Here is a 22,865-nt window from a genome sequence, read left to right on the forward strand (position 1 = left end):
ATGTCCCTCCCGCACGCGATCCTCACCGCCCTGGTCGAAAAGCCGTCGTCCGGGCTGGAGCTGACCCGCCGGTTCGACCGGTCGATCGGCTACTTCTGGTCGGCCACGCACCAGCAGATCTATCGCGAGCTGGGAAAACTGGAGGCCGAGGGCCTGATCCGCGCCCTGCCCGGCCGGCAGCCGGCCCGCGGGCAGAAGAAGTCCTACGAGGTCCTGCCCGCGGGCCGCGCCGAACTGGCCCGCTGGACCGCCGCCCCGCACGACCCGAGGCCCCTGCGGGACACGATGCTGCTGCGGCTGCGCGCCGCCGCCGTGGTCGGCACCGCCGGTCTCGAGGCGGACCTGCGCCGGCATCTGGAGCTGCACGAGAGGCAGTTGGCCGGGTACGAGGAGATCGAGAAGCGGGACTTCCCGCCCGGCCGGGACAGCACCGAGAACCGGCTGCGCCACCTGGTGCTGCGGGCCGGCATCGACCTGGAGACGTTCTGGACCCAGTGGCTCCGGCACGCACTGGCGGAGTTCGCCGAGCTGCCGGGCGACGAACCGGCCTGACCGGGCCGGCCTCCGCGCGGCGTGCGCCGTGCGGCGTGTCCCTCAGAAGCGGTACGGCTTCGAGCGGCGGCGCAGGAACCAGGCCGCGGCGATGACTCCGGTGCCCACCAAGGCGCCGCCCGCCACCAGGGTGGCCGTGCCGTAGTCCTGGACGGCCCCGCCCAGACCGCCCATGACACCGCCCGGCGTCGCGGACGGGGAGGGAGCGGCGGAACGGCTGGGCGAGGGGGAGGGCGCCGAGGAGACGATGACCGTCTGGGTGCCGGCGGTGCTGTTGTTCGAGCACATGACGATCACCGTGTACGTGCCCGGCGTGATGCCCGACCAGGCCGCGGACTGCCCCGAAGCGCTGCCGGACAGCGCCACCTGACGCCCCTGGGCGAAATCCCGTTGGCTGCTGGTGAGCAGCGACGCGGTGCCCCAACTGCCGTTGAGCTGGGCGCAGGCCGTGGTCTTGACCGACACCGTGGTCCCGGTGGTGCTCACGGAGATCCCCGGGCCCGCCAGGGCCGGTCCTGCGGCCAGGGCGACGGGCAGCGCGGCGACGGCTGCCACGGTCGCACCGGAGCGGAGAAGTGGCGATGAGATGCGCATGTGGACTGCCCTCCGGCGGCACGGTCGGCGGTACATCCCTTGCGCCGCCGGGATCGGGAACGCCCGTGCCCCCGCTGGCAGCCAACAGCGCGCGGGCCGCGCCCGCATGCGGAGCGCGACCGCCCAGGTGACGCGTTCACCGCCCCGCCCGAACGCCGCACCGGCCGGGCGTCACCGACCCGCGCCCGTGGTCACCTTCCGCTCCGCCGAGAACCCGCCCCAGGTGCCGTCGGCCAGCCTCGCCCGGATCCGGACCCGGTGGGTGACCCCGGCCTCGCGTCCGGCGTAGAAGCTGTACTCGGCGCGGTCGCGCGGCGCGTCGGCACCGTAGACCAAGGAGGTCGCCGCACGGCCGTCCAGGTGGAGCTGGTACTCGGTCACCGGAGGGTCGGTGCGCGGCGGGACCCAGGAGAGGTCGAGGTAATAGGCCCCGTCGGCCCGGTGGGAGGCGGCGCGCAGCTCCGTGGGCGCGGTGGCGTGCCCGTCGTCGGTGCCCCGGGTGGTGAGCCGGACGGCGGCGCTCGCGGGGGAGACGTTGTCGGCCGCGTCCCGTGCCCGGACGGTGAACGCGTAACGGGTGCCCGGCCGCAGCCCCGTGACGACGGCCGCCGTCTGGCCACCACCGACACTGTGCACCTTGGCGTCGCCCTGGTAGACGTCGTACGACACGACGTCGCGGTCGTCCTTCGCGGCCGACCAGCCGAGCTGGACCGCCCGGCTGCCCACCGCACGGCCGTGCACGTCCCCGGGGCGGGTCGGAGCGGACTCGTCGGCCACCGCGGCCGGAGTGGTCGCCCGCACCTCCCGGCTGCGCGGCCCGAGCCGCCCGTCGGCGTCCCGCACCCGCACGGTGAACGCGTACGCCGTCGAAGGGCGCAGCCGCGTGACGTCCACCATCCGCTCGGCCGCCGGAACCTCCCTCACCAGCGAATTGCCCCGGTACACCTCGTAGGTCTCGACATCCTCGACCGCGTTCCACATCACGTGCACGGTCGTCGCGCTGCCGGCCTGCGCGGTGACGCCCGTGGGCACCCCGGGCAGCCCAGTGCCGTCCGTGTGGTCCCCGCCCGCGCCCCAGCCGCAGGACGTGAGCAGGACGAGCGCCCCGCAGAGCGGGGCGCACCGGCGCGCGAGAGCGGCAACGGGAACGTCTCGCACGGCTCCGCCTCCCCACCAACCGGCAATGGTCCGGACCAATATGACGCCTGTGACGCGGCCACATCAAGAGGGTCACGGGGCACGGTCACTCGGACGGGTTACGTGTGCCGAGTCTCCTCACGGCCGAACTCCCCGTGTGCGGCAGGCGGTTCGGGCCGATGGCGCGTGGACCGCTGTCGTCGCTGGCCCCGCGCCGGCGCGGGCGGCCGGACGGGCCGGAGCCGGAACGGGCCCGGCCCGCCCGCCCCCGTCGACCGCTCCCTCCCCACACCGGCCGGCCGGCGCGTGTGCACCGTCTGGCCCTGCGAAAGGTGCTCGCGCGAGCGTTTCGGGGACAGATGGGGCCGAGTGCTGCCCATGCCCCCGAGGAGAGGCCACATCGTGCGTGTCCAGTCGCTGACACTGGTCGCGGCCAGCGCCGCCCTGCTCGCCCCGTCGACGTTCCCCGACGCACCGCCCGCGCCACTGCCCGACCCGGCGCGGATCCTGCTGTCCGGCGCCCCGGGCCGGGCCGTGCCGCTGCGGGCGGACCGGTCCGGGGTCCGGGTCGGCCCCCTTCCCCACGTCCCGGCCGTGCAGCCCGCACGTTCCTCGACGGCCCGGCCGGACTCCGGGACCGGTGGCCGTGGGGAGCGGACCGGGGGCGACCGTCCCGTGCGCGCCGCCGAGCTGCTGGCCAGGGTGCGGGACTGCGACCCCGTCTCGCGCGGGCGATACCGCAGCGACGCCGGAGCACCGGCGGACATCCCGGTCTGCGACACCCGGGACGCCGTGTACTGGAAGGCCGACCTCGACGTCGACTGCGACGGCCGGCCCGGCGACCGGTGCAACGGCCGGACCGACCCGCACTTCACCCCCGCCACCGCCTACACGGAGTCGGACGGCCGCCCGCTGGACGCCGAGCGCCTGCCCTACGTGGTCGTGCCCGGCCCCGGCGACACCTGGGACCCCGGGGAGGACGACGTCCGCGGCGGATCGCTCGCGGCGCTGGTCCACGGGGACCGGGTGCGGTACGCCGTCGTCGGCGACGTGGGCCCCACCGACCTCATCGGCGAGGCCTCCTACGCCGCCGCACGCTCCCTCGGCATCCCGGCGGACCCGGCGGGCGGGGGGGTGGCCTCCGACGTGACCTACATCGTCTTCAAGGACACCGAGGTGCGGCCCATCGAGGACGCGGCCGCGGCCGGGAAGGCGGGGGAGCGGCTGGCGCGCAGGTTCGTGGACGGGGGCTGAGCGGCCCGGAGACGGCCGGGGGACGACCCGGAGCCGGCCGGGAGGCCGCTCGGACCGTCCGCTCAGGTCTTCCGGTACGAGTACGCCTCCGCGGCCGCCGCCTCCACGGCCGCGAGATCGGCGCCCGTCGAGGCCGTGACGACCGCCGCCACCGCGCCCTCGACGAAGGGCGCGTCCACCAGACGGGTGTTGTCCGGGAGTTCGTCGCCCTCGGCGAGCAGCGCCTTGACGGTGAGGACCGCACTGCCGAGATCGGTGAGGACGGCGACCCCCGCGCCCCGGTCCACCGACGCGGCGGCGGACGCGACCAGTTCCGAACTGGTGCCGAACTCGCCGGCGGCGGTACCGCCCGCGGGGGCGACGGCGACCGCCCCGGCGCCGCCCGACAGGGCCTTCGCCAGCTCCGCCACGGAGGCGGCCACCTCGGCGCTGTGGGAGACCAGCACGATCCCCACCAGCTGCTGCTCGTCACTCACCGGCCGTCTCCCTCAGCGCCTCGAAGAGCAGCGCGGAGGAGGTCGCCCCCGGGTCCTGGTGACCGATGCTGCGCTCGCCCAGATAGCTTGCCCTGCCCTTGCGGGCCTGCAACGGCGTGGTCGCCTCGGCCCCCTCCGCGGCAGCGGTGCCGGCCGCGGCGAACGAGTCGCCCAGGGCGTCCACGGCGGGCACCAGGGCGTCGACCATGGTCTTGTCGCCCGGCGCGGCACCGCCGAGCGTCCGGACGGCGTCCACTCCCGCCCGCAGCGCCTCGGCCAGCTGCTCCGCACTCACCTCGGCGGTGTCCCCGAGTGCCTTGCCCGTACGGCGCAGCAGCGTCCCGTACAGCGGCCCCGAGGCGCCGCCGACCGTGGAGATGAGCTGCCGTCCGGCGAGGACCAGGACGGCGCCGGGAGTGTCGGGTGCGTCCTTGTCCAGCGCGGCGGCCACGGCCGTGAATCCGCGCTGCAGGTTGCTGCCGTGGTCGGCGTCGCCGATGGGTGAGTCGAGAGCGGTGAGCCGTTCCGCCTCACGGTCGACCAGTGCGGTGGTCGCCGTCATCCAACGGCGGAAGAAGTCGGCGTCGAGCACGGGATCTCCTTGCCTGGTAGGTACGTCGCGATTCTTCCCCCGTTCGCCGTCACATGCCCCACCGCAGACCCGGGGTGCTGACCGGCGCGTCCCACAGTCCGAGCAGTTCCTCGTCGGTCTCGCACAGGGTGACCGAGGCGCCGGCCATGTCGAGGGAGGTGACGTAGTTGCCGACCAGGGTGCGGGCGACGGCCACGCCCCGCTCGCCGAGTACCCGCTGCACCTCCGCGTTGAAGCCGTACAGCTCCAGCAGGGGCGTCGCGCCCATGCCGTTGACCAGGACCAGGACGGGGTTGCGCGGGCCGAGGTCGGTCAGCACCGCGTCGACGGCGGCCTCGGCGATCTCGCCCGACGTCATCATGGGCCGCCGCTCCCGGCCGGGCTCCCCGTGGATGCCGATGCCCAGCTCCAGCTCGCCGACGGGGAGGTCGAACGTGGGGCTCCCCTTGGCCGGCGTCGTGACGGCGCTGAGCGCGATCCCGAAACTGCGCGAGCTGTCGTTGACCCGGCGGGCGATCGCCTCCACCTGCTCCAGCGGCCGTCCCTCCCGCGCCGCCGCCCCGGCGATCTTCTCCACGAACAGGGTCGCCCCCGTGCCGCGCCGGCCGGCGGTGTAGAGACTGTCCGTCACCGCCACGTCGTCGTTGACCAGCACCTTCGCGACCTGGATGCCCTCGTCCTCGGCCAGTTCGGCGGCCATGTCGAAGTTCAGCACGTCACCGGTGTAGTTCTTGACGACGAAGAGCACGCCGGCCCCGCTGTCCACGGCCGCCGCGGCCCGCACCATCTGGTCCGGCACCGGCGAGGTGAACACCTCACCCGGACACGCCGCCGACAGCATTCCGGGACCCACGAACCCGCCGTGCAGCGGCTCGTGCCCGGAACCACCCCCCGACACCAGCGCGACCTGCCCGGCCACGGGGGCGTCGCGCCGCACGATCACCCTGTTCTCGACATCCACGGTCAACTCGGGATGGGCGGCCGCCATCCCGCGCAGCGCGTCCGCGACGACGGTCTCGGGGACGTTGATCAGCATTTTCAAGGGAATCTCCTGGCGAGGTTGGTGGTTGGGCCTTCGAGTCCCGCAGAGGCAGTATCGGTCCTGCACCGGTGAAGGTCACGTGAGGCGATGCGATCGAGGGCCGCACCGCGCGTGTCGGCCGGTCGGCTTCGAAAGCAGTGAGCCGGGGCTGCGCTTCGACCGAGTCCGCTAGCGTGCCGATCCGCAGGGTCGTCCGGCAGAGAGGAACCATCGATGAACCAGCAGGGTGAGCACTTCGACGTCGTCGTACTCGGGGCGGGACCCGGCGGCTACGTCGCCGCCGTCCGGGCGGCGCAGCTCGGCAAGAGCGTCGCGGTGATCGAGGAGAAGTACTGGGGAGGCGTCTGCCTGAACGTGGGCTGCATCCCCACCAAGGCTCTGCTGCGCAACGCCGAGCTCGCGCACATCTTCACCCGGGAGGCGAAGACCTTCGGACTCAGGGTCGAGGGCACCGTCTCCTTCGATTACGGGGAGGCCTTCCGGCGCAGCCGCAAGGTCGCGGACGGCCGGGTCAAGGGCGTCCACTACCTGATGAAGAAGAACAACATCACCGAGATCGACGGCCGTGGCACCTTCCTCGATCCGCACACGCTCCAGGTGGCCGCACCCGACGGCACCGTCCGCACCGTCGGCTTCGACCACTGCGTCATCGCCACCGGCGCGACCCCCAAGCTGCTGCCCGGCACCCGCCGCAGCTCCAGGGTGGTGACGTACGAGGAGCAGATCCTCTCAGACGACCTGCCGCAGTCCGTCGTGATCGCGGGCGCCGGGGCCATCGGCATCGAGTTCGCCTACGTGCTGAACAACTACGGCGTGAAGGTCACCGTCGTCGAGTTCCTGGACCGCGTCGCCCCCCTGGAGGACGCCGAGGTCTCCGCCGAACTGGCCAGGCAGTACCGCAGGGCGGGCATCGACGTGCTCACCTCGACCCGCGTCGAGTCGATCGACGAATCGGGCCCTGGGGTCCGCGTCACGGTCACCGGCAAGGACGGGGCGCAACAGGTCATCGAGGCCGACAAGGTCCTCCAGGCGATCGGCTTCGCGCCGAACACCGCCGGCTACGGCCTGGAGAACACCGGCGTGAGTGTCACCGAGCGCGGCGCGATCGACGTCGACGGGCGCTGCCGCACCTCGGTCCCGCACATCTTCGCCATCGGAGACGTCACCGCGAAGCTGATGCTCGCGCACGCCGCCGAGGCGATGGGCGTGATCGCCGCCGAGACCCTCGCGGGCGCCGAGACCATGGAGCTGGACTACGCGATGATCCCGCGCGCCACCTACTGCCAGCCCCAGATCGCCAGCTTCGGCTACACCGAGGCGCAGGCCCGCGAGAAGGGCTACGACGTCAAGGTCGCCAAGTTCCCGTTCACCGCGAACGGCAAGGCGCACGGCCTGGGCGACACGACCGGCTTCGTGAAGCTGATCAGCGACGCCACGTACGGCGAACTCCTCGGCGGCCACCTGATCGGCCCGGACGTCACCGAACTGCTGCCCGAACTGACCCTCGCCCAGCAGTGGGACCTCACGGTGCACGAGGTGGCCCGCAACGTCCACGCGCACCCGACACTCGGCGAGGCCGTCAAGGAGGCGGTGCACGGGCTCGCCGGGCACATGATCAACATGTAGGGCGGACGAGCGAGCGCCCCCCTCGGACGCGCGGTTCGGGCGGGAGCGTCACCGTACGACCTCCGCCCAGACCACTTTGCCGGTCTCCGTCCAGCGCACCCCCCACCGGCTGGTGAGCCGGTGCACCACGTGCAGGCCGCGGCCACCGTCGTCGAGGAGCCCGGCCCGGCCCAGCCGAGGCCTGCCGTTGCCGGTGTCGCCGACCTCGCACAGCAGACCGGGACCGGCCCTGATCAGCCGTACGGTGATGGGCCCGCCCGCGTGCCGGACCGCGTTGGTGACCAGCTCGCTGACCAGGAGCAGCACACTGTCCCGGGTGCCTTCCCGGGTGCGCCACTGCCGCAGCAGCGCAAAGACCAGCGCCCGGGCCCGCGCGGCCGCGTCCTCGCGGGCCGGCAGCCGCCAGGTCGTCGTGTCCCCCTTGCGGTAGCCGATCAGGCGCGCGAGCAGCAGGGTCACGTCGTCGCGCCGGCGCTCCGGCATCACCTCGGCGACCACCCGCCGTGCGGCCTGCGGCAGCGCGTCCCACGGGTGCAGCGCGGCCACGGCCCGCGTCAGCCTGCCGATGCCCTCGTCGATCGGCACGGCCGGGTCCTCGACCAGGCCGTCGGTGTACAGGGCCAGCAGAGAGCCCGGGGGCGCCGCGAACGTGTGCACGCCGAACGGCTCCCGCAGGGCGAACTCGGCGCCCAGACCGGGATGCGGGTGGACCGCGAGCGGACCGGCGCCTCCGTCCGGCGCCACCAGGATCGGGGGGAGGTGGCCCGCGTTGGACAACGCCAACCGGTGGCTGACCGGGTCGTAGACCGCGATGCAGCAGGTCGACCCGAGGGCGCTGTAGCCGGCCGCCAGCCCGGACTCCGCGTCGTCCAGCAGCGTCACGGTCTCGTCCAGGTGCTCCAGCACCTCGTCGGGCGCGAGTCCCGCGGACAGCAGCGCGCGGGCCTCCATGCTCAACTGGCCCATGGTCGCGGCGGCTCCCAGCCCGTGGCCGACGACGTCACCGACCACCAGCGCGGTACGTCCGTCCGGCAGCGGGAAGCTGTTCACCCAGTCACCGCCGACGCCCGCGCTGTCGGGTGTGGTGGGCTGGTAGACGCTGGCGGTCTGGACGGTGCTGCCGCCGGACCTCGGCAGCAGCCGGCGCTGCAGGGCCAGCACCTGCGTGTGCTCGCGCTGGTGCTGGCGGGCCAGGTCCACGTGATGGGAGGTCCTGGCCACCAGTTCCTGCAGGTCGAGCAGCTCGCTGTCGGCGAAGGGACGGTCCGCCCGCCGCCAGACCTCCGCCACGCCCAGGACGACCGGCGGATCGCCTTCCAGGACCAGCGGTACGCACGCCACCCCCGCCGAACGCTCCCCGGGCACCAGGGCACGTACCAGCCGCGGGCTTCCCAGTACGCGCTCGATCGCCTCACGGCCGGGAATGACGATGGACTGCGGGGCGTCGGCACGCCGTATCGCCTGCGCCAGCAGACGACTGGCGTCGCTGGGAAGGTCCTCGCCCAGGGTGACGTAGCCCTCCGGCCACGCCCGGTCCGGCACCAGGGCCGCCCGCCGCAGCCGGATGCGGCCCTGCGCCCGCTCGGTGACCCCCTCGCCCGTCCACACGGCGAAGTCGAGATCGATGGCCGCCACGTCTCCCCAGGCCAGCAGGGACTCCGCGAGCGACTGCGCGGTCTCGCCGATGTCCAGCGACGTGCCGATCGCGGTCTCGGCGGCGTACAGGTGCAGCCTTCTGGCCATGGCGATCATGGAGACGGTCAGGCCCTCCTGCGGAGCCGCCGCGGGCAGGATGCTCATCGAGACCACCAGCTCCGACCCGTCCGCCCGCCGCAGCCGCTGCACCCGGGCGACGTGCGCCTCACCGGTCTCCAGGACCTGCCGCAACCGTCGGGTGACCGTCGGCACGTCGCCCTGCGGCAGCAGATCGACGAACGGACTCCCGATCGCGGCGTCCAGTCCCGCGAAGACCGGGGCATCGAGATTGCGGTGGGTGACTCTCAGCTCCCGGTCGAGATTGACCGCACCGAGGATCTGCTCCTGGGGGCCCGTTGCCGGAAGATCGTGCTCCGGCGGTTGCCCGGCGTGGTCGGCCTTCGACCCGGCGGGGTCGGACCCCGCCGCCTGGCCACGCGGGATGTAGCGCCCCAGGGCGCTGCTGACCAGGTTGAACGACGACGAGGACGAAGAGGGGGGTGTGGAGTCCATGCGGCTCCCTCAGCTCGCTCGCCCACCCCGGCACAGTGCCGGGGCCGTACCCGAACCCGTGCGGAAGGGCCCCGAGTACCCCGACCGCACACCCCATTCAATAACACCGGCGGACGCTTCGCCCACACCAGCGAACGCACGGCGAACACCGACAGTGACGGAGCGAGCCTCGACCGTCGCCCCCTTACAGCCACTCCCCTTCCAGGGCGGTGGCCGTCAGGCCGGGCGCCGCCGCGTACAGCACGGCGCGGCTGCCCGCCTTCTGCCCGGCGTCGTGCGCCCGGCGCAGGATGTCGAAGACGGCGGCGCCCCCGCGGTTGCCGGTGGTGTAGCTGTCCCGGCTGTACCGCAGGAGTCCCGACGGCCACGCGGCGGGCATCGTCTGCTCCATGTACTCCAGCACCCGGGTGCCGCCGGGGTGCGCGAGCAGCACGTCGGGGTGCCAGGCGGCGGGGTCGTCCTCGTAGCGGACGCGGAGCCACTCCCACATCGCGGTGACCGTGTCCTGCACCGCCCGCGGCCCGCGCCGGTCCATCACGAAGTGGGTGCCGTCCGCCCGCGTCTCCAGGCGGTGCAGGTCCTGCGTGCCCGGCAGGGTGTGGTGCCAGGAGGCGTCCAGCCGGAGCACCGACTCGGGCCTCGGGCGGCCCGTGACCACCGCGGCGACCGCGGTGTCCGCGAACAGCAGCCGGACGATCAGGGACTCCAGGGTGTCGTCCGCGGGCTGGTAGGTCGTACTCAGCGCCTCGGAGATCACGACCAGGACCACCCGGTCGGGATCCGCCGCCACCAGGTCCGCCGCCAGCGCCAGGGAACGGGTCCCGGCCACGCAGGCCCACTGCGTGGCGGGCAGCAGCATGGCGTCGCCGCGCAGCGGAAGCCGGTTGGCCAGGGCGACGTCCAGTCCGGGCAGCGCCGGGGTGGTGGAGTTGCTGGTGATCAGGCAGTCGACGTCCGCGACGTCCAGCCCGGCGATCTGCAGGGCCCCGCGCGCCGCCCGCTCCCCGTAGGACTGCACGGCCTCCCAGGCCGGGGCGGTGCGCTCCTGCACGGTCTGCGGTGCGGGCACGGCATCGAGAGCGGCGATCGCACGGTCGGCGTCCTGCTCGGTGAACCCCTCGCGGATCAGCGCCTCCCGGGCGGGACCGGCGGACCCCGGACCGCTCCCCCTGCCGGGCGCGACGGCGGCCTCCAGGGGCAGCATCCAGCCGCGGGTCTCGATGCCCGTACTGGCCGCGATGCCGTCGACGCGCGGCGCCCAGGCCGCGTCCGGGTGCCGGCCGTGCACTTCCGCCACGATCTCTTCGGTCCTCACGGAGTGCTCGCCGTGTATCACGGCGGGAGCGCACAGGTATGCGGCCACGATCGGCACCTTTCTTCGGAGCTGCGAGGGAAGGGGGCGGCGCACGCTCGGGCAGGTCGGCGACCAAGTCGACGCCGGAGCACACCACTTCGGGTGGCTGCGAGCGGCCCCTGCTCCTTCGAGCATGGGGGCGAAAGGGGCATTTGCGCAGTGACCCACGCAACGTGGGTGGCTTCGGGATACGTGAGACGGCGCACACGCCGAGGTGCGGCTCGGCGTGTGCGCCGTCAAGTGGCGACTCAGGCGGACGTCGGCGTGTCCGTGGGCAGCGACCCGGTGACCGGCCGGTCGTCGTCCCGCCGGCGGGGGCGGAGGCGGGAGGCCAGGCTCCAGCGGCCCGGTCCGACGGCGGCTACCAGGAGGAAGGACCAGCAGAACATCGCCGCGGCCTCCCCGCCGTTCTCGATGGGGAAGAGTCCGTCGGGCTGGTGCTCGACGAAGTAGGCGTACGCCATGGATCCGGAGCACAGGATGGCCGCGGCGCGGGTCGCGAGGCCGCACAGGACCAGTGTGCCGCCGACGAGTTGCACCACGGCGGCCCACCAGCCGGGCCACGCGGCGAAGTCGGGGGCGACTCCGTGCGGACCGCCCAGGACGTCGAACAGGGTGGCGGCTCCGTGGCAGGCGAACAGCAGGCCTACGACGATGCGGAAGAGCGCGATCACGTACTCCCTGCGTTTCTCCAACGCTTCCAACGGTGGTGCTCCTCTCTGGCGCAACGACCGCGGGCGAAGCGGGCGGCCGGTGGGGATGGTGCGCAGCACGGGGGCAGGGCCCGACGGCGTCCCGAGGGAGGGGGAGACGCGCGGCCCATTCGACTCTTAACCATCGCGGCAAGCCTTGTCTAGACCAATAGCGCCACGACTTGCGGCCGGCGGGCGTCGCGCCAAGTGTCCAGCACCGGCCATCGGTTGATGCTGCGCAGACCCTTGACCGCACCGGCTTCCCCGCTATGGTCTAGACCTGAACTTGTCAGGTCTAGACCAGCATTCGAAAGGGGCACGAGATGCGCACCAAGAGACGGGTGGCTTTCGCGGTCGGGGCGCTGGTCGCTCCGCTGCTCGCCGTCAGCCTTCCGGCGAGCACCGCCAACGCCCACGGGTGGGTGACCTCGCCCGGCAGCCGGCAGGACCAGTGCGCCGCGGGGATCGTCGACTGCGGCCAGATCAAGTACGAGCCCCAGAGCGTCGAGGGCCCCAAGGGCCTGAAGAGCTGCAGCGGCGGAAACAGCCAGTTCGCCGAGCTCGACGACGACAGCAAGGGCTGGCGCGTCACCCCGGTCGGCACGACGCACACCTTCACCTGGCACCACACGGCGCGGCACGCCACCGCCAACTGGCAGTACTTCATCGGCAATCAGAAGATCGCCGAATTCGACGGCCACGGTGCCCAGCCCGCCCCGGACGTGAGCCACCAGGTGAACTTCGGCGGCCTCACCGGCCGCCAGAAGGTACTGGCCGTCTGGAACGTGGCGGACACCGGCAACGCGTTCTACTCCTGCATCGACGTCAACATCGGCGGCACCGGTGGGGGCGACGGCGGCGGAGACGGCGACCCGGGCGCCTGCGACGCGCCGCTGTGGAACGCCGGCAGCGTCTACGGCGGCGGCGACACCGTCTCCTACGGCGGCCACACCTGGCGCGCCAAGTGGTGGGTGACCGGCGAGGAGCCCGGTACCACCGGTGAGTGGGGTGTCTGGGAGGACCTCGGAGCCTGCGCGGCCCCCTGACCGTCCGGCCACGTGTCCGCGGTGGGGCGGCGCGCGCCGACCGAGGCGCGTGCCGGCCCACCGGCGGCGCACCGGCGATCCGCGGTGCCGAACGGGTCCGCTTTCCCCGAAAGCCAGTAAAATAAATTCAAAGCGGAAAGGGGGTCGCAATGGATCCGTGGCTGATCTGGTTGATCGTTTCCGCCGTTCTGATCGTGGCGGAGATCTTCACCCTGACCGCCGCACTCGGAATGCTCGGAGTGGCCGCGCTGATCACCTCCGCGTCCGCGGCGGTCGGCCTTTCCACGCCCTTCCAGTTCCTGGTGTTCACGGTCGTCTCCGCGGTCACCCTCCTCTTCCTGCGCCCCGTCGCGGTGCGCCACCTCCACCAGCCCCAGACCGAGCGGTTCGGGGTGGACGCCCTGGTCGGCCAGGCCGCCTACGTCGTTTCCGACGTGACGGGAATGGAGGGCCGGGTCCGAATCGGCGGTGAGGAATGGACGGCCCGTTCCTACGACGAGACGCTGGTGATTCCCCGGGGCGCGACCGTCGACGTTCTGGAGATCAGCGGCACCACCGCATTCGTCTATCCCCGGGAGTGACCATGGAAGCCTCGGCGTTCCTCATCGCCGGTGTGATCGTCGCGCTTCTCGCCGTTTTCACCGTGGTGCGGGCGGTGCGCATCGTGCCACAGGCCCGGGCCCGCAACGTCGAACGGCTCGGCCGCTACCACCGCACCCTGAAACCCGGACTCAACGTGGTCATCCCGTACATCGACCGCGTCTATCCGGTGATCGACCTGCGCGAACAGGTCGTCTCCTTCAAACCGCAGCCGGTCATCACCGAGGACAACCTCGTCGTCGAGATCGACACCGTGCTGTACTTCCAGGTCACGGACCCGCGCGCGGCCTTCTACGAGATCGCGAACTTCCTCCAGGCCGTCGAGCAGCTCACCGTCACCACCCTGCGCAACGTCGTGGGATCCATGGACCTGGAGAAGACCCTCACCTCGCGCGACACCATCAACAGCCAGTTGCGCGGTGTGCTCGACGAGGCCACCGGCAAGTGGGGACTGCGGGTGAACCGGGTGGAGATCAAGGCGATCGACCCGCCGCAGACCATCAAGGACGCCATGCAGAAGCAGATGCGGGCCGAGCGGGACAAGCGGGCCGCGATCCTGGGCGCCGAAGGGCAGCGCCAGTCGCAGATCCTCACCGCCGAGGGCGACAAGCAGGCCGCCGTCCTGCGCGCCGAGGGCAACCGCACCGCCGAGATCCTCAAGGCCGAGGGCCAGTCCCGGGCCATCGACGAGGTCTTCCAGGCCGTTCACCGCAACGACCCGGACCCCAAACTGCTGGCCTACCAGTACCTCCAGGTGCTGCCCCAGCTGGCGCAGGGCTCGGGCAGTACCTTCTGGGTCATCCCCAGCGAGGTCACCTCCGCGCTCCAGGGAGTGTCCCGGGCCTTCACCGAGGCGCTGCCGCAGTCGCCGGCCACCCGGGAGCACCCGTCGGACGACGGGGCCGCCCAGGCGGCCAGCGACACGGCACAGGCCGCGGAGGCCGCTGCCCAGGCGCTCGCCGACGCGGCCAGGGCCAACGGCGTGCCCCCCGAGGGCCACGCCGCGTGAGCACTCAGCCGACGGCCGGCCCCGTGATCGGCCGGCCGTCGGCGTCGTAGGGCCAGACATTGGTCCGGCAGCCGTGCAGGCCCTTGATCTGCTGCATCATCACCGGCGCCGGGCGCCCCGCGCCGGGGCAGCCCTCGTGGCCGTGGCCGAGGAAGTGCCCGACCTCGTGGTTGATGATCAGCGCCCGGTACGACGTCACGTCGTCCGCGTAGTACTGCGTCGCCAGCAGCCACCGCTTGAGATTGACCATGACGTCCTGGCCCACGTTGCAGTTGACCTCGCCGCCGGTGTCCAGGCCGTACCGGCCGCATACGTCGTCCACCGTGCCCGCCGTGGCGAGCCGCACCCGGAAGTCGGACGAGCCGTCCGCCACCCGCCGGAAGCCCACCTTCCCGTCGGCCGTCCAGCCCCGTTCGTCGGCGAGGACACGCTCGACCTCGGAGGCGACCTCCCGCGCCGGGATGCCGATGCCGTCCTCGACCTGCACCACATAGGTCAGCGTCCGCGCGCTGCCGCCGACCCGGTCGCCGCCGCCGTCGGCGGTGGCGAAGGTACCGGGTCCGGACGACGGTATCGAGTCGGGGTCCGGCTTCTCGCCCGACCCCTCCTCGCCACCCGCGTCGGCGTCCTTCTTCCCTGCGTCCCCCTTCTCCGGCTTCTCCGGCTCGGGCGTGGGGGCGTCCTTCCGCGCCGTTTCCGTCCCACCGGTCTCCGTTACCGAGGACGCACCGGCCGAGCCGGTGGAGTGGCCGGTGGATTCCGTGCCCCCCTTGAGCGCCAGACCACCGGCGAGCACCAGGACGGCCCCGGCCGCGAGTCCCGGCCACAGCAGGCGGGGCCGGCCGCCCCCTCGGCGACGGGCACGGCCGCCGCGGCGTCGGCGGCCCGCGGCGGAGGACGGTGGGGGAGTCGGTCGACGGCGCTCGTTCATGATCACAAAGCGTGCCGCGGGCGTGTGATCGTGCGGGGACGCCTTTTGGACCGCTGTGTAACAGCCGTCACCCGCACGCGGACTCGCGCCCGCGCACGCGCATACTGAGGTCCATGCCACGGGTCCTGATCATCGAAGACGACCGCGCGGTCCGGGACGGCCTGCTCCTGGCCCTGCGCCGGCAGGGGCACGAGGTCGCCGCCGCCGCGACGGGCGAGGACGGTCTGGAACAGCTCCGGACGTTCCGGCCCGAGGCCGTGGTCCTCGATCTGATGCTGCCGGGCATGTCCGGCCTGGAGGTGTGCCGTCGCATCCGCGCCCACGACCAGCTGCCGATCATCATGGCCACCGCCCGCGGCGACGACACCGACATCGTGGTCGGGCTGGAGTCCGGAGCCGACGACTACGTGGTCAAACCGGTCCGCGGCCGCGTACTGGACGCACGCATACGCGCCGTGCTCCGTCGGGTGGGCAGCGCCTCGGACGACCAGGGCACCCCGCGCACCGAGCACCACGGCGACCTGGTCATCGACCGCGCCGGACTGACCGTCACCCACCAGGGACGGCCGGTCGCCCTCGGCCCCTCCGAACTGCGGCTGCTGCTCACCCTGTCCGCCTCCGCCGGTCAGGTGTTCAGCCGCCAGCAGCTCCTGGAGGCCGTGTGGGAGCACAACTACCACGGGGACGCGCGACTGGTGGACGCCTGCGTCAAGCGGCTGCGGTCCAAGATCGGCGAACCCCCGGGCAGTCCGCGCTACGTCCACACCGTGCGCGGCTTCGGCTACCGGTTCGGCCCCCGGTGAGGGTTCCGCGGGTGTTGCGGGCACTGGTGGGGCTGCGCCTGCGGCTGGTGGTGGCCTTCACCCTCGTCGCCGTCGTGGCCACGGTGACCACCGGCGCGCTGACCTTCCGCGAGGCGCGGACCGGGGTGCTGCAGCAGAGCCAGGACACGGTGATCGAGGACTTCCGGCACCGTGTCAACACCCTCGTCCCCAACTACCGGTTCCCGCCCGAACCGGCCGACCTGCAGGCGTTCGCCGACGACGTCTCCAGGGGCGGGCGGTCCCAGCCGTGGCGGGTGCTGGTCGCCTACCGGGACACGCGCGCGACCTCCGTCCCCGGGGACTCGTTCGGCGAGCTGTCCCCGGCGATGCGCGAGTCCGTGAGCTCCCGCCGGGCCACCGTGTTCCAGCGCGTGTCCCATGACGGCGACTCCTCACTGGTGGTCGGCATGCCCGTCACCTTCGCCGGCGAGTACACCACCGAGCGGCCGGCCTCCGGGCTGGAGGTCTACCTCACGGTGCCGCAGCAGGAAGAGCAGGGCTACGTCGACGCGTTGGTCGCCGCCATCGAACGCGCCACCGTGCCGGCCCTGATCCTGGCCGTCCTGATCGCGCTCCTCGCCGCTCGCGGCGTCCTGCGGCCGGTGCGGGCGCTGCGCCGGGCGACCCGCAGCATCGCCGAGGGCCGCCTGGACACCCGGCTCGCCGTGCAGGGCTCCGACGAACTCGCGGATCTTTCCCGCACCTTCAACGAAACCGCCGCGGCGCTGGAGGGCTCGGTGGCGGAACTGCGGCGCATGGAGGCCGGCGCCCGGCGCTTCGCCGCGGACGTCTCCCACGAACTGCGCACCCCGCTGGCGGCGATGTCGGCGGTCACGGACGTGCTCGACGAGGACGCGGCGGGCCTGGACGACGACACCGCGACGGCCGTGCGCCTGATCAGCACCGAGACCACGAAGCTGGCTGCCCTGGTGGACGACCTGATGGAGATCTCCCGGTTCGACGCGGGGGCGGCCGCACTGCACCTGGACGAGATCGACCTCGCCGAGTCGCTGCGACGCACGCTCGCCTCCCGCGGCTGGCAGGACACCGTGGAGACCGGTCTGCCGGGACCGGGGGAGCTGCGCGGCCGGGTCGACCCGCGTCGCCTCGACGTGATCGTGGCGAACCTCGTCGCCAACGCCCTGAGACATGGCGCGCCCCCGGTCCGCCTGGGCCTCCGTGTCCAGGACGACCCGGGCGCCGGGCGGCAGGCGGTCGTCACGGTTCGCGACGGCGGGGACGGCATCCCCGAGAGCGTCCTGCCCCATGTCTTCGACCGCTTCTACAAGTCGGCCGACGCCCGCGCCCGGAGCGAGGGCAGCGGCCTCGGGCTGGCCATCGCCGCGGAGAACGTATGCCTGCACGACGGCACCGTCCACGCCGCCAACCACCCGGACGGCGGCGCCGTCTTCACGGTCGTCCTTCCCCTGCACCCGGACAACACGGACACCCCCGCCACGCACCCCGTCCTGGGCCCGGGCTCGCACGGGAAGCCGAAGTCGAAGAAGGCGTCGGACCCCGGCGTGCAGGTGGACTCGGTGACGGAGGTACGGACATGAAGGCGTCGGCTCGGTCAGGTGCGGTCGTCACCGCCCCGGCCCCGCAGCCGCCCGGCGGCGGGGCCGGCCGAAGCGCCCGGCGCGCGCTCCCCGTCCTGCTCGCCGCGCTGCTCCCGCTCTCCGCCTGCGGCATCCCGGAGACCGGAGTGGTCGAGGCGGGCGAACCCGCGACCGGAGTCCTGCAGCCGGGCGTCACGGCCGCGCCGTCGAAGAGCGCGCCCGAAGCGGTGCCCCTCGTCAAGGTCCCGCTCTACTTCGTCGAGGACGGCGCCCTGACGGCGGTCTCCCGCACCGTGGCGGGCACGACCGACCTCGGCAGCACCGTTCTCATGCTGTTCAAGGGACCGGACGCCCGGGAGCGGCGCAGGGGGCTGACGACGGAGCTGCCGCCCGCGGCCGTGGCCCCCACCATCCGCACCGACGGCACGGTGGTCAACGTCCAGCTGCCGCGGACCGCCGCGAGCCTCAGCGACACGGCCGTCGACCAACTGGCCTGCACGGTCGCCGTCGCCCGGCTGCGGCAGGACCCGGCGCTGGGAAGCGCACAGGTGACCGTCGAGCAGCCCGGCGGCCGACTCGCCGGCCGCTCCAGCGACGACTGCCCGTCCGGCGCGCCCCGCGAGCCCGCCGGTTCGGCCGGGACCGCCGCCGCCCCGGAAGCCGCCGTACCCCCCGGGACCGGCAAAGGCGTCGGCGGAACCGGCGGCTGACGACCCGCGGAGCAGCCTCCGCGGGCGCCGGGTGGCCCATCCGCCGGACGCCCGGCGTGGACCACGGCGTGGTCGTACGTCTGAGCCCAGGACCCCTGGGTACTCTCCGCGGCATGGCGGTGGACAGAAGGACCGGGCCGCCGCGCCGGACACCGGCTCGGCAGCGGACGAACCGCACGCTCGGGCGGGCACTGGCGCGGTGGGCGACCACGACCGATCACAAGGTGATCGGCCATCTCTACTTGGCGACGTCGTTCGGCTTCTTCGTCTTCGCCGGCGTCCTGGCCATGCTGATGCGCAGTGAACTCGCCCGCCCGGGCCTGCAGTTGTTCAGCACTCAGCAGTACAACCAGCTGTTCACCGTGCACGGCACCATCATGATGCTGCTGTTCGCGACCCCGCTGTTCGCCGGCTTCACCAACGCCATCATGCCCCTGCAGATCGGCGCTCCCGACCTGGCTCTGCCCCGGCTGAACGCGCTGTCGTACTGGATGTACCTGTTCGGCGGCCTGATGGTGGTGGCGGGCTTCCTGACGCCCGGGGGCGCGGCCTCGTTCGGCTGGTTCGCCTACGCGCCGCTGAACGGCGCGACCTTCAGCCCGGGCCCGGGCGGCGACCTGTGGACCATGGGCCTGGTGGTGAGCGGTGTGTCGACCACGCTCAGCGCCGTCAACTTCATCACCACCATCATCTGCCTGCGCGCCCCGGGCATGACCATGTTCCGGATGCCGATCTTCACCTGGAACATCCTGTTCACGTCGATCCTGGTGCTGATCGCCTTTCCCGTGCTCACCGCCGCGCTGCTGATGCTCGAGGCCGACCGGAAGTTCGGCGCGCACGTCTTCGACGCGGCCAACGGCGGGGCGCTGCTGTGGCAGCACCTGTTCTGGTTCTTCGGCCATCCCGAGGTGTACATCGTCGCGCTGCCGTTCTTCGGCATCGTCACCGAGATCATCCCGGTCTTCAGCCGCAAGCCCGTCTTCGGCTACGTCAGCCTGGTCGGCGCCACCATCGCCATCACCTTCCTCTCGGCGGTGGTGTGGGCCCACCACATGTTCGCCACGGGCGCCGTGCTGCTCCCCTTCTTCTCCCTCATGTCGTTCCTCATCGCCGTGCCGACCGGGGTGAAGTTCTTCAACTGGATCGGCACGATGACGCACGGCTCACTGTCCTTCGAGACACCCATGCTGTGGGCCTGCGGCTTCCTGGTGACCTTCCTGCTCGGCGGCATGAGCGGCGTCCTCATCGCCTCGCCGCCACTGGACTTCCACCTGACGGACTCGTACTTCATCGTCGCGCACCTGCACTACGTGCTGTTCGGAACCGTCGTCTTCGCGATGTTCGCCGGCTTCTACTTCTGGTGGCCCAAGCTGACCGGAAAAATGCTCGACGAACGCATCGGGAAGATCCACTTCTGGACGCTCTTCGTCGGTTTCCAGACCACGTTCCTCGTCCAGCACTGGCTCGGCGAGCAGGGCATGCCGCGCCGCTACGCCGACTACCTGGCCGCGGACGGCTTCACCACGCTCAACACCATCAGCTCCATCGGCGCCTTCCTCCTCGGCCTGTCCACGCTGCCGTTCCTGTACAACGTGTGGCGCACCCACCAGTACGGGAAAAGGGTCGAGCAGGACGACCCGTGGGGCTACGGCCGTTCCCTCGAATGGGCCACCAGCAGCCCGCCGCCGCGCCACAACTTCACGTCGCTGCCCCGGATCCGCTCCGAGTCCCCGGCGTTCGACCTCCACCACCCCGACATCACCCGACACGACCAGAGGCATGTGCAGTGAGGACCGAATTCCGTCTCTTCGCCGGTGTGGCGGTCTTCTTCGGCGGCGAAGCAGCCCTCTACGGCTGGTGGTCGCGCGAGCTCGCCGGCACGGCCGCGCTCGTCATCGCCTTCCTGATGGCCTCGCTCATCGCGTTCTTCCTGCGCGCGCAGTACCGCAAGCGGGGCCTGCGGGCGCAGGACCGCGGTGAGGGCGAGGTCGTCGACACCGCGGGCCCGCTCGACTTCTTCCCGCCGCACAGCCCCTGGCCGATCACGATCGCGCTGGCCGCCGTGGTGCTCGCCTCCGGCATCGTCTTCGGCCTGTGGCTGGCGCTGATCGGCTTCGGCCTGCTCGCCATGGGGGTCTGCGGCATGCTCTTCCAGTACGCCGGTCGGGGCGTTCAGCGCTCCGACTCGCCCGAGTAGGTCTCGGGTTCGGAGGCCGCCGCCCCGCGCCCGGCTTCGAGCGCCGACTCCCGCCCGCGCTCCCGACCCGGCTCGGGCTCCTCCTCGACGTCGACCCGGTCGTCGTAGTACCACCCGCTGAGCGTCGCCCGCAGCCGTCCCACGTGCGGTGCGTCGCCCTCCTTCGGCGACGGCGCGAGCGGCTCGGGCTCCCGACGGGACCGCAGCACGTGGCGCTCCTCGGGATTGAGGGGGCCGTGACGCTCGGCGTAGCCGCCGGCGAGGGTCTGATGCACCTCGCCCGTCTCCTCGCCCTCGGTCAGACGCTCGCGGTCGTGCTCCTGCAGCGCCAGGCAGATCCGCTTGGTCGCGACGAACGCAAGCACCGGCGCCACCACGAGGGAGACCCGGAAGATCCAGGTCAGCAGGTTCAGCGAGATGTCGAACGTGCGGGCGAGGATGTCGTTGCCGCCTGCCAGCAGCAGCACCGCGTAGAAGACGATCGCGGCGACGCCCAGCCCGGTCCGCACGGGCTTGTCCCGGGGCCGGTCGCACAGATGGTGCTCCTCGTGGTCGCCGGTCACCCAGCGCTCGAAGAACGGGTAGGCGTACAGCACCACGAACAGGGCGCCCGGCAGCAGCACCGCGGGCACCAGGACGTTCCACATGACGGTGTGTCCCGCCACCACCGTCTCGAACGGCGGCATCATCCGCAGCGAACCCTCCAGGAACCCGACGTACCAGTCCGGCTGCGAGCCCGTGGAGACGAGGTCGGGGCGGTAGGGGCCGTACGTCCAGATCGGATTGATCTGCGCCACCGCCGCCAGCACCGTCAGAACGCCGAAGACCATGAAGAACAGGCCGGAGGAGTTCGTCATGAACTGCGGGAACAAGGGCTTGCCCACCGCGTTGCGGTTGGTGCGCCCGCGGCCCGCCCACTGGGTGTGCTTGAGGTAGAACACCAGGATCAGATGGAGCGTGACCAGCGCCAGCAGCAGCCCGGGCAGCAGCAGGATGTGCAACGAGTACAGCCGCGGCACGATGTCCTCGCCGGGGTACTGGCCGCCGAACACGAACATGCTGATGTACGTCCCCACGACAGGGATGGACAGCATGACGCCCTGCGCGATGCGCAGCCCCGTCCCGGACAGCAGATCGTCGGGCAGGGAGTAGCCCGCGAAGCCCTCGACGAGGGCCAGCATGAACAGCGTGACACCGATCAGCCAGTTGACCTCACGCGGCCGGCGGAACGCCCCGGTGAAGAAAATACGCAGCAGATGCACCCCGATGGCGGACAGGAACACCAGCGCCGCCCAGTGGTGCACCTGCCGGATCAACAGCCCGCCGCGCACGTCGAAACTGATGTCCACCGTCGAGCGGTAGGCCTCCGACATGCTCACCCCCAGCAGGGGCTCGTACGAGCCGTCGTAGACGACCTCCGTCATCGAGGGCTTGAAGAAGAGCGTCAGCCAGACCCCGGTCAGCAGCAGCACGACGAAGCTGTACAGGGCGATCTCGCCCAGCAGGAACGACCAGTGCTCGGGGAAGGCCTTGCGCAGCAGCCCCCCGCCCTCGGAGACGGGGAGCCGCCGGTCGGCCCAGTTGACGGTGTGTTCGGCCGCGTGACGGGCCCGCGCACCGGCGCGGGCCCTTCTCCTCTGCAACAACAGCACGGCGCATGGGTTCCCCGAGCCCCGTGCCGGAAACTACGCCCCGGCTAGGTTCGGTCACCCTTCGGCTTGCCCCGCTGGTCCGGGGTGCCGTGCGGGGGCGGGGAGGACGGCTGCGGAGAGGTCGCGGGCGACACCGGGGAGCCCGTACGGCCTTCGCCCTGCTCGGGCCGTACGGCGCCCGGGTCGCCGGAGGAGGGCTCGGCACCGGAGCGCAACTGCTCCAGACGGGTCGACAGCACCTCCGTGGCCGGCACCCGGTCGGCGTGCGACCGCTCGTAGGCCAGCAGGTCCTCCACCTCGTCGGCGCCCAGTGTCCGGATCCGGCTCTCCAGCCCGCCGATCGGCAGATGGTCGTAGTCGGGCAACGGCAGGTCGTTGCGAGCGGGGTCCGCCATGGTTCTCACTTTCCTCTGTACGACATCTTGCGCGGGTCAGCGTGCGCCCGGGCCGCCGCTGCCGAAGGAACCGCTGCTGCCCTCGTCCCAGCGGGGCCGTTGCTGATCGGATGCGGTACGGCTGCCCTGGTGCCCGAGTTCGTGCGGCAGCGTGCGTGCGTCACTGCGCGGCATCTCGTTCGGTTCCCGACGCTCCCGCGTCTCGTGGACCGGTCCCTCGTCGGGCAGGCGGGGCTGCTCCTCGGCCGTCGGCGGCGCAGGCTCGCGGCGCTTTTGGCGGCTGCCGAACGCGAACGCGCCGATCAGCACACCCACCACCACGACGGCCGCGACGATCAGCCAGACGGGGAAACCGCCGGAGCCCGCGGCCAGGTCCATCCATGCGTTGGTCATGGAGCGCGGGTACCCCCGGCCC

The 22,865-nt window shown here is 72.3% G+C and carries 23 protein-coding genes; 11 read left to right on the forward strand and 12 right to left on the reverse strand.

The window, feature by feature from the left end; all coding sequences use genetic code 11:
- Nucleotides 1-552, forward strand: a complete 552-nt coding sequence (locus tag AB0P07_RS05655; RefSeq protein ID WP_365545521.1) for a PadR family transcriptional regulator — start codon at nt 1-3, stop codon at nt 550-552.
- Between the two features lie 42 nt (nt 553-594).
- On the opposite strand, the gene AB0P07_RS05660 is transcribed toward AB0P07_RS05655, so the two are convergent.
- Both AB0P07_RS05660 and AB0P07_RS05665 read right to left on the reverse strand, forming a co-directional pair.
- Nucleotides 595-1,146 carry a hypothetical protein gene (locus tag AB0P07_RS05660; protein WP_365545524.1) on the reverse strand — a complete coding sequence of 184 codons (552 nt, stop codon included), beginning with the start codon at nt 1,144-1,146 and terminating at the stop codon, nt 595-597.
- 171 nt (nt 1,147-1,317) lie between these two features.
- Nucleotides 1,318-2,304: a fibronectin type III domain-containing protein gene (locus tag AB0P07_RS05665; RefSeq protein ID WP_365545526.1), complete on the reverse strand. Its 987-nt coding sequence runs from the start codon at nt 2,302-2,304 to the stop codon at nt 1,318-1,320.
- Between the two features lie 381 nt (nt 2,305-2,685).
- Here AB0P07_RS05665 and AB0P07_RS05670 point away from each other — a divergent pair, with 381 nt between their 5' ends.
- The gene (locus tag AB0P07_RS05670; RefSeq protein ID WP_365545528.1) at nt 2,686-3,537 is read left to right on the forward strand and encodes a glycoside hydrolase family 75 protein; all 852 of its coding nucleotides are present in this window, start codon (nt 2,686-2,688) and stop codon (nt 3,535-3,537) included.
- 62 nt (nt 3,538-3,599) lie between these two features.
- Here AB0P07_RS05670 and AB0P07_RS05675 read toward each other — a convergent pair whose 3' ends face one another.
- From AB0P07_RS05675 to dhaK, 3 genes are read right to left on the reverse strand one after another with little or no spacing between them, the layout of a single operon-like run.
- Nucleotides 3,600-4,013, reverse strand: a complete 414-nt coding sequence (locus tag AB0P07_RS05675) for a PTS fructose transporter subunit IIA (RefSeq protein WP_365545531.1) — start codon at nt 4,011-4,013, stop codon at nt 3,600-3,602.
- A complete protein-coding gene (dhaL, locus tag AB0P07_RS05680; RefSeq protein ID WP_365545534.1) occupies nt 4,006-4,605 on the reverse strand; it encodes a dihydroxyacetone kinase subunit DhaL in 600 nt (199 codons plus the stop codon). The genes AB0P07_RS05675 and dhaL overlap by 8 nt, the downstream gene beginning before the upstream one ends.
- A gap of 49 nt (nt 4,606-4,654) precedes the next feature.
- Entirely contained in the window at nt 4,655-5,647 is a 993-nt protein-coding gene (gene dhaK / locus AB0P07_RS05685) for a dihydroxyacetone kinase subunit DhaK (protein ID WP_365545537.1), read from the reverse strand.
- Nucleotides 5,648-5,860: 213 nt separating this feature from the next.
- Here dhaK and lpdA point away from each other — a divergent pair, with 213 nt between their 5' ends.
- Nucleotides 5,861-7,273: a dihydrolipoyl dehydrogenase gene (lpdA, locus tag AB0P07_RS05690; RefSeq protein WP_365545540.1), complete on the forward strand. Its 1,413-nt coding sequence runs from the start codon at nt 5,861-5,863 to the stop codon at nt 7,271-7,273.
- Nucleotides 7,274-7,321: 48 nt separating this feature from the next.
- Here lpdA and AB0P07_RS05695 read toward each other — a convergent pair whose 3' ends face one another.
- The 3 genes from AB0P07_RS05695 to AB0P07_RS05705 form a co-directional block, all read right to left on the reverse strand.
- Nucleotides 7,322-9,481, reverse strand: coding sequence for a SpoIIE family protein phosphatase (locus AB0P07_RS05695; RefSeq protein WP_365545544.1), 2,160 nt, complete (start codon nt 9,479-9,481; stop codon nt 7,322-7,324).
- A gap of 184 nt (nt 9,482-9,665) precedes the next feature.
- A complete protein-coding gene (locus AB0P07_RS05700; RefSeq protein ID WP_365545547.1) occupies nt 9,666-10,844 on the reverse strand; it encodes a type III polyketide synthase in 1,179 nt (392 codons plus the stop codon).
- Between the two features lie 239 nt (nt 10,845-11,083).
- A complete protein-coding gene (locus AB0P07_RS05705; RefSeq protein WP_365545550.1) occupies nt 11,084-11,539 on the reverse strand; it encodes a DoxX family protein in 456 nt (151 codons plus the stop codon).
- A 311-nt stretch (nt 11,540-11,850) separates the two neighbouring features.
- On the opposite strand from AB0P07_RS05705, the gene AB0P07_RS05710 reads away from it, so the two are divergent.
- From AB0P07_RS05710 to AB0P07_RS05720, 3 genes are all read left to right on the forward strand, one after another.
- Nucleotides 11,851-12,573 (forward strand): lytic polysaccharide monooxygenase, encoded by a 723-nt coding sequence (locus AB0P07_RS05710; RefSeq protein ID WP_365545553.1) that lies wholly within the window; start codon nt 11,851-11,853, stop codon nt 12,571-12,573.
- Nucleotides 12,574-12,722: 149 nt separating this feature from the next.
- The gene (locus AB0P07_RS05715; RefSeq protein WP_365545556.1) at nt 12,723-13,154 is read left to right on the forward strand and encodes an NfeD family protein; all 432 of its coding nucleotides are present in this window, start codon (nt 12,723-12,725) and stop codon (nt 13,152-13,154) included.
- A 2-nt stretch (nt 13,155-13,156) separates the two neighbouring features.
- Nucleotides 13,157-14,182 carry an SPFH domain-containing protein gene (locus AB0P07_RS05720; RefSeq protein WP_365545559.1) on the forward strand — a complete coding sequence of 342 codons (1,026 nt, stop codon included), beginning with the start codon at nt 13,157-13,159 and terminating at the stop codon, nt 14,180-14,182.
- A gap of 4 nt (nt 14,183-14,186) precedes the next feature.
- On the opposite strand, the gene AB0P07_RS05725 is transcribed toward AB0P07_RS05720, so the two are convergent.
- Nucleotides 14,187-15,113, reverse strand: coding sequence for a DUF3152 domain-containing protein (locus AB0P07_RS05725; RefSeq protein WP_365545562.1), 927 nt, complete (start codon nt 15,111-15,113; stop codon nt 14,187-14,189).
- Nucleotides 15,114-15,226: 113 nt separating this feature from the next.
- Between AB0P07_RS05725 and AB0P07_RS05730 the strand changes: the two genes are divergently transcribed.
- The 5 genes from AB0P07_RS05730 (at nt 15,227) to AB0P07_RS05750 (ending at nt 20,403) form a co-directional block, all read left to right on the forward strand.
- Nucleotides 15,227-15,916, forward strand: a complete 690-nt coding sequence (locus AB0P07_RS05730; RefSeq protein ID WP_102928517.1) for a response regulator transcription factor — start codon at nt 15,227-15,229, stop codon at nt 15,914-15,916.
- A gap of 11 nt (nt 15,917-15,927) precedes the next feature.
- Complete coding sequence (locus AB0P07_RS05735; RefSeq protein WP_365545566.1) at nt 15,928-17,496, forward strand: HAMP domain-containing sensor histidine kinase; 1,569 nt, start codon at nt 15,928-15,930, stop codon at nt 17,494-17,496.
- Nucleotides 17,493-18,206, forward strand: a complete 714-nt coding sequence (locus tag AB0P07_RS05740; RefSeq protein WP_365545569.1) for a hypothetical protein — start codon at nt 17,493-17,495, stop codon at nt 18,204-18,206. Before AB0P07_RS05735 ends, AB0P07_RS05740 begins: the two co-directional genes overlap by 4 nt.
- 68 nt (nt 18,207-18,274) lie before the next feature.
- On the forward strand, nt 18,275-19,996 hold the full coding sequence (gene ctaD, locus AB0P07_RS05745; protein ID WP_365545572.1) for a cytochrome c oxidase subunit I: 1,722 nt from the start codon (nt 18,275-18,277) through the stop codon (nt 19,994-19,996).
- Entirely contained in the window at nt 19,993-20,403 is a 411-nt protein-coding gene (locus AB0P07_RS05750) for a cytochrome c oxidase subunit 4 (protein WP_365545579.1), read from the forward strand. The genes ctaD and AB0P07_RS05750 overlap by 4 nt, the downstream gene beginning before the upstream one ends.
- On the opposite strand, the gene AB0P07_RS05755 is transcribed toward AB0P07_RS05750, so the two are convergent.
- From AB0P07_RS05755 to AB0P07_RS05765, 3 genes are read right to left on the reverse strand one after another with little or no spacing between them, the layout of a single operon-like run.
- Complete coding sequence (locus AB0P07_RS05755; protein ID WP_365545877.1) at nt 20,379-22,052, reverse strand: ubiquinol-cytochrome c reductase cytochrome b subunit; 1,674 nt, start codon at nt 22,050-22,052, stop codon at nt 20,379-20,381. The two genes, AB0P07_RS05750 and AB0P07_RS05755, sit on opposite strands and share 25 nt — an antisense overlap.
- 47 nt (nt 22,053-22,099) lie before the next feature.
- Nucleotides 22,100-22,450 (reverse strand): hypothetical protein, encoded by a 351-nt coding sequence (locus AB0P07_RS05760; RefSeq protein ID WP_365545582.1) that lies wholly within the window; start codon nt 22,448-22,450, stop codon nt 22,100-22,102.
- A 36-nt stretch (nt 22,451-22,486) separates the two neighbouring features.
- Nucleotides 22,487-22,843, reverse strand: a complete 357-nt coding sequence (locus AB0P07_RS05765) for a DUF6479 family protein (RefSeq protein ID WP_365545585.1) — start codon at nt 22,841-22,843, stop codon at nt 22,487-22,489.
- Nucleotides 22,844-22,865 lie beyond the last annotated feature (22 nt).

This window comes from Streptomyces sp. NPDC085944, from assembly GCF_040686295.1.
In the GTDB taxonomy this organism is placed as follows: domain Bacteria; phylum Actinomycetota; class Actinomycetes; order Streptomycetales; family Streptomycetaceae; genus Streptomyces; species Streptomyces salinarius.

Excerpts from the sequence above, each read along its gene's own strand:
- AB0P07_RS05655 (WP_365545521.1), top strand. The coding sequence starts at position 1 with ATGTCCCTCCCGCACGCGATCCTCACCGCCCTGGTCGAAAAGCCGTCG.
- AB0P07_RS05660 (WP_365545524.1), bottom strand. The coding sequence starts at position 1,146 with ATGCGCATCTCATCGCCACTTCTCCGCTCCGGTGCGACCGTGGCAGCC.
- lpdA (WP_365545540.1), top strand. The coding sequence starts at position 5,861 with ATGAACCAGCAGGGTGAGCACTTCGACGTCGTCGTACTCGGGGCGGGA.
- AB0P07_RS05695 (WP_365545544.1), bottom strand. The coding sequence starts at position 9,481 with ATGGACTCCACACCCCCCTCTTCGTCCTCGTCGTCGTTCAACCTGGTC.
- AB0P07_RS05710 (WP_365545553.1), top strand. The coding sequence starts at position 11,851 with ATGCGCACCAAGAGACGGGTGGCTTTCGCGGTCGGGGCGCTGGTCGCT.
- AB0P07_RS05715 (WP_365545556.1), top strand. The coding sequence starts at position 12,723 with ATGGATCCGTGGCTGATCTGGTTGATCGTTTCCGCCGTTCTGATCGTG.
- AB0P07_RS05720 (WP_365545559.1), top strand. The coding sequence starts at position 13,157 with ATGGAAGCCTCGGCGTTCCTCATCGCCGGTGTGATCGTCGCGCTTCTC.
- AB0P07_RS05725 (WP_365545562.1), bottom strand. The coding sequence starts at position 15,113 with ATGAACGAGCGCCGTCGACCGACTCCCCCACCGTCCTCCGCCGCGGGC.
- AB0P07_RS05730 (WP_102928517.1), top strand. The coding sequence starts at position 15,227 with ATGCCACGGGTCCTGATCATCGAAGACGACCGCGCGGTCCGGGACGGC.
- AB0P07_RS05740 (WP_365545569.1), top strand. The coding sequence starts at position 17,493 with ATGAAGGCGTCGGCTCGGTCAGGTGCGGTCGTCACCGCCCCGGCCCCG.
- AB0P07_RS05760 (WP_365545582.1), bottom strand. The coding sequence starts at position 22,450 with ATGGCGGACCCCGCTCGCAACGACCTGCCGTTGCCCGACTACGACCAT.
- AB0P07_RS05765 (WP_365545585.1), bottom strand. The coding sequence starts at position 22,843 with ATGACCAACGCATGGATGGACCTGGCCGCGGGCTCCGGCGGTTTCCCC.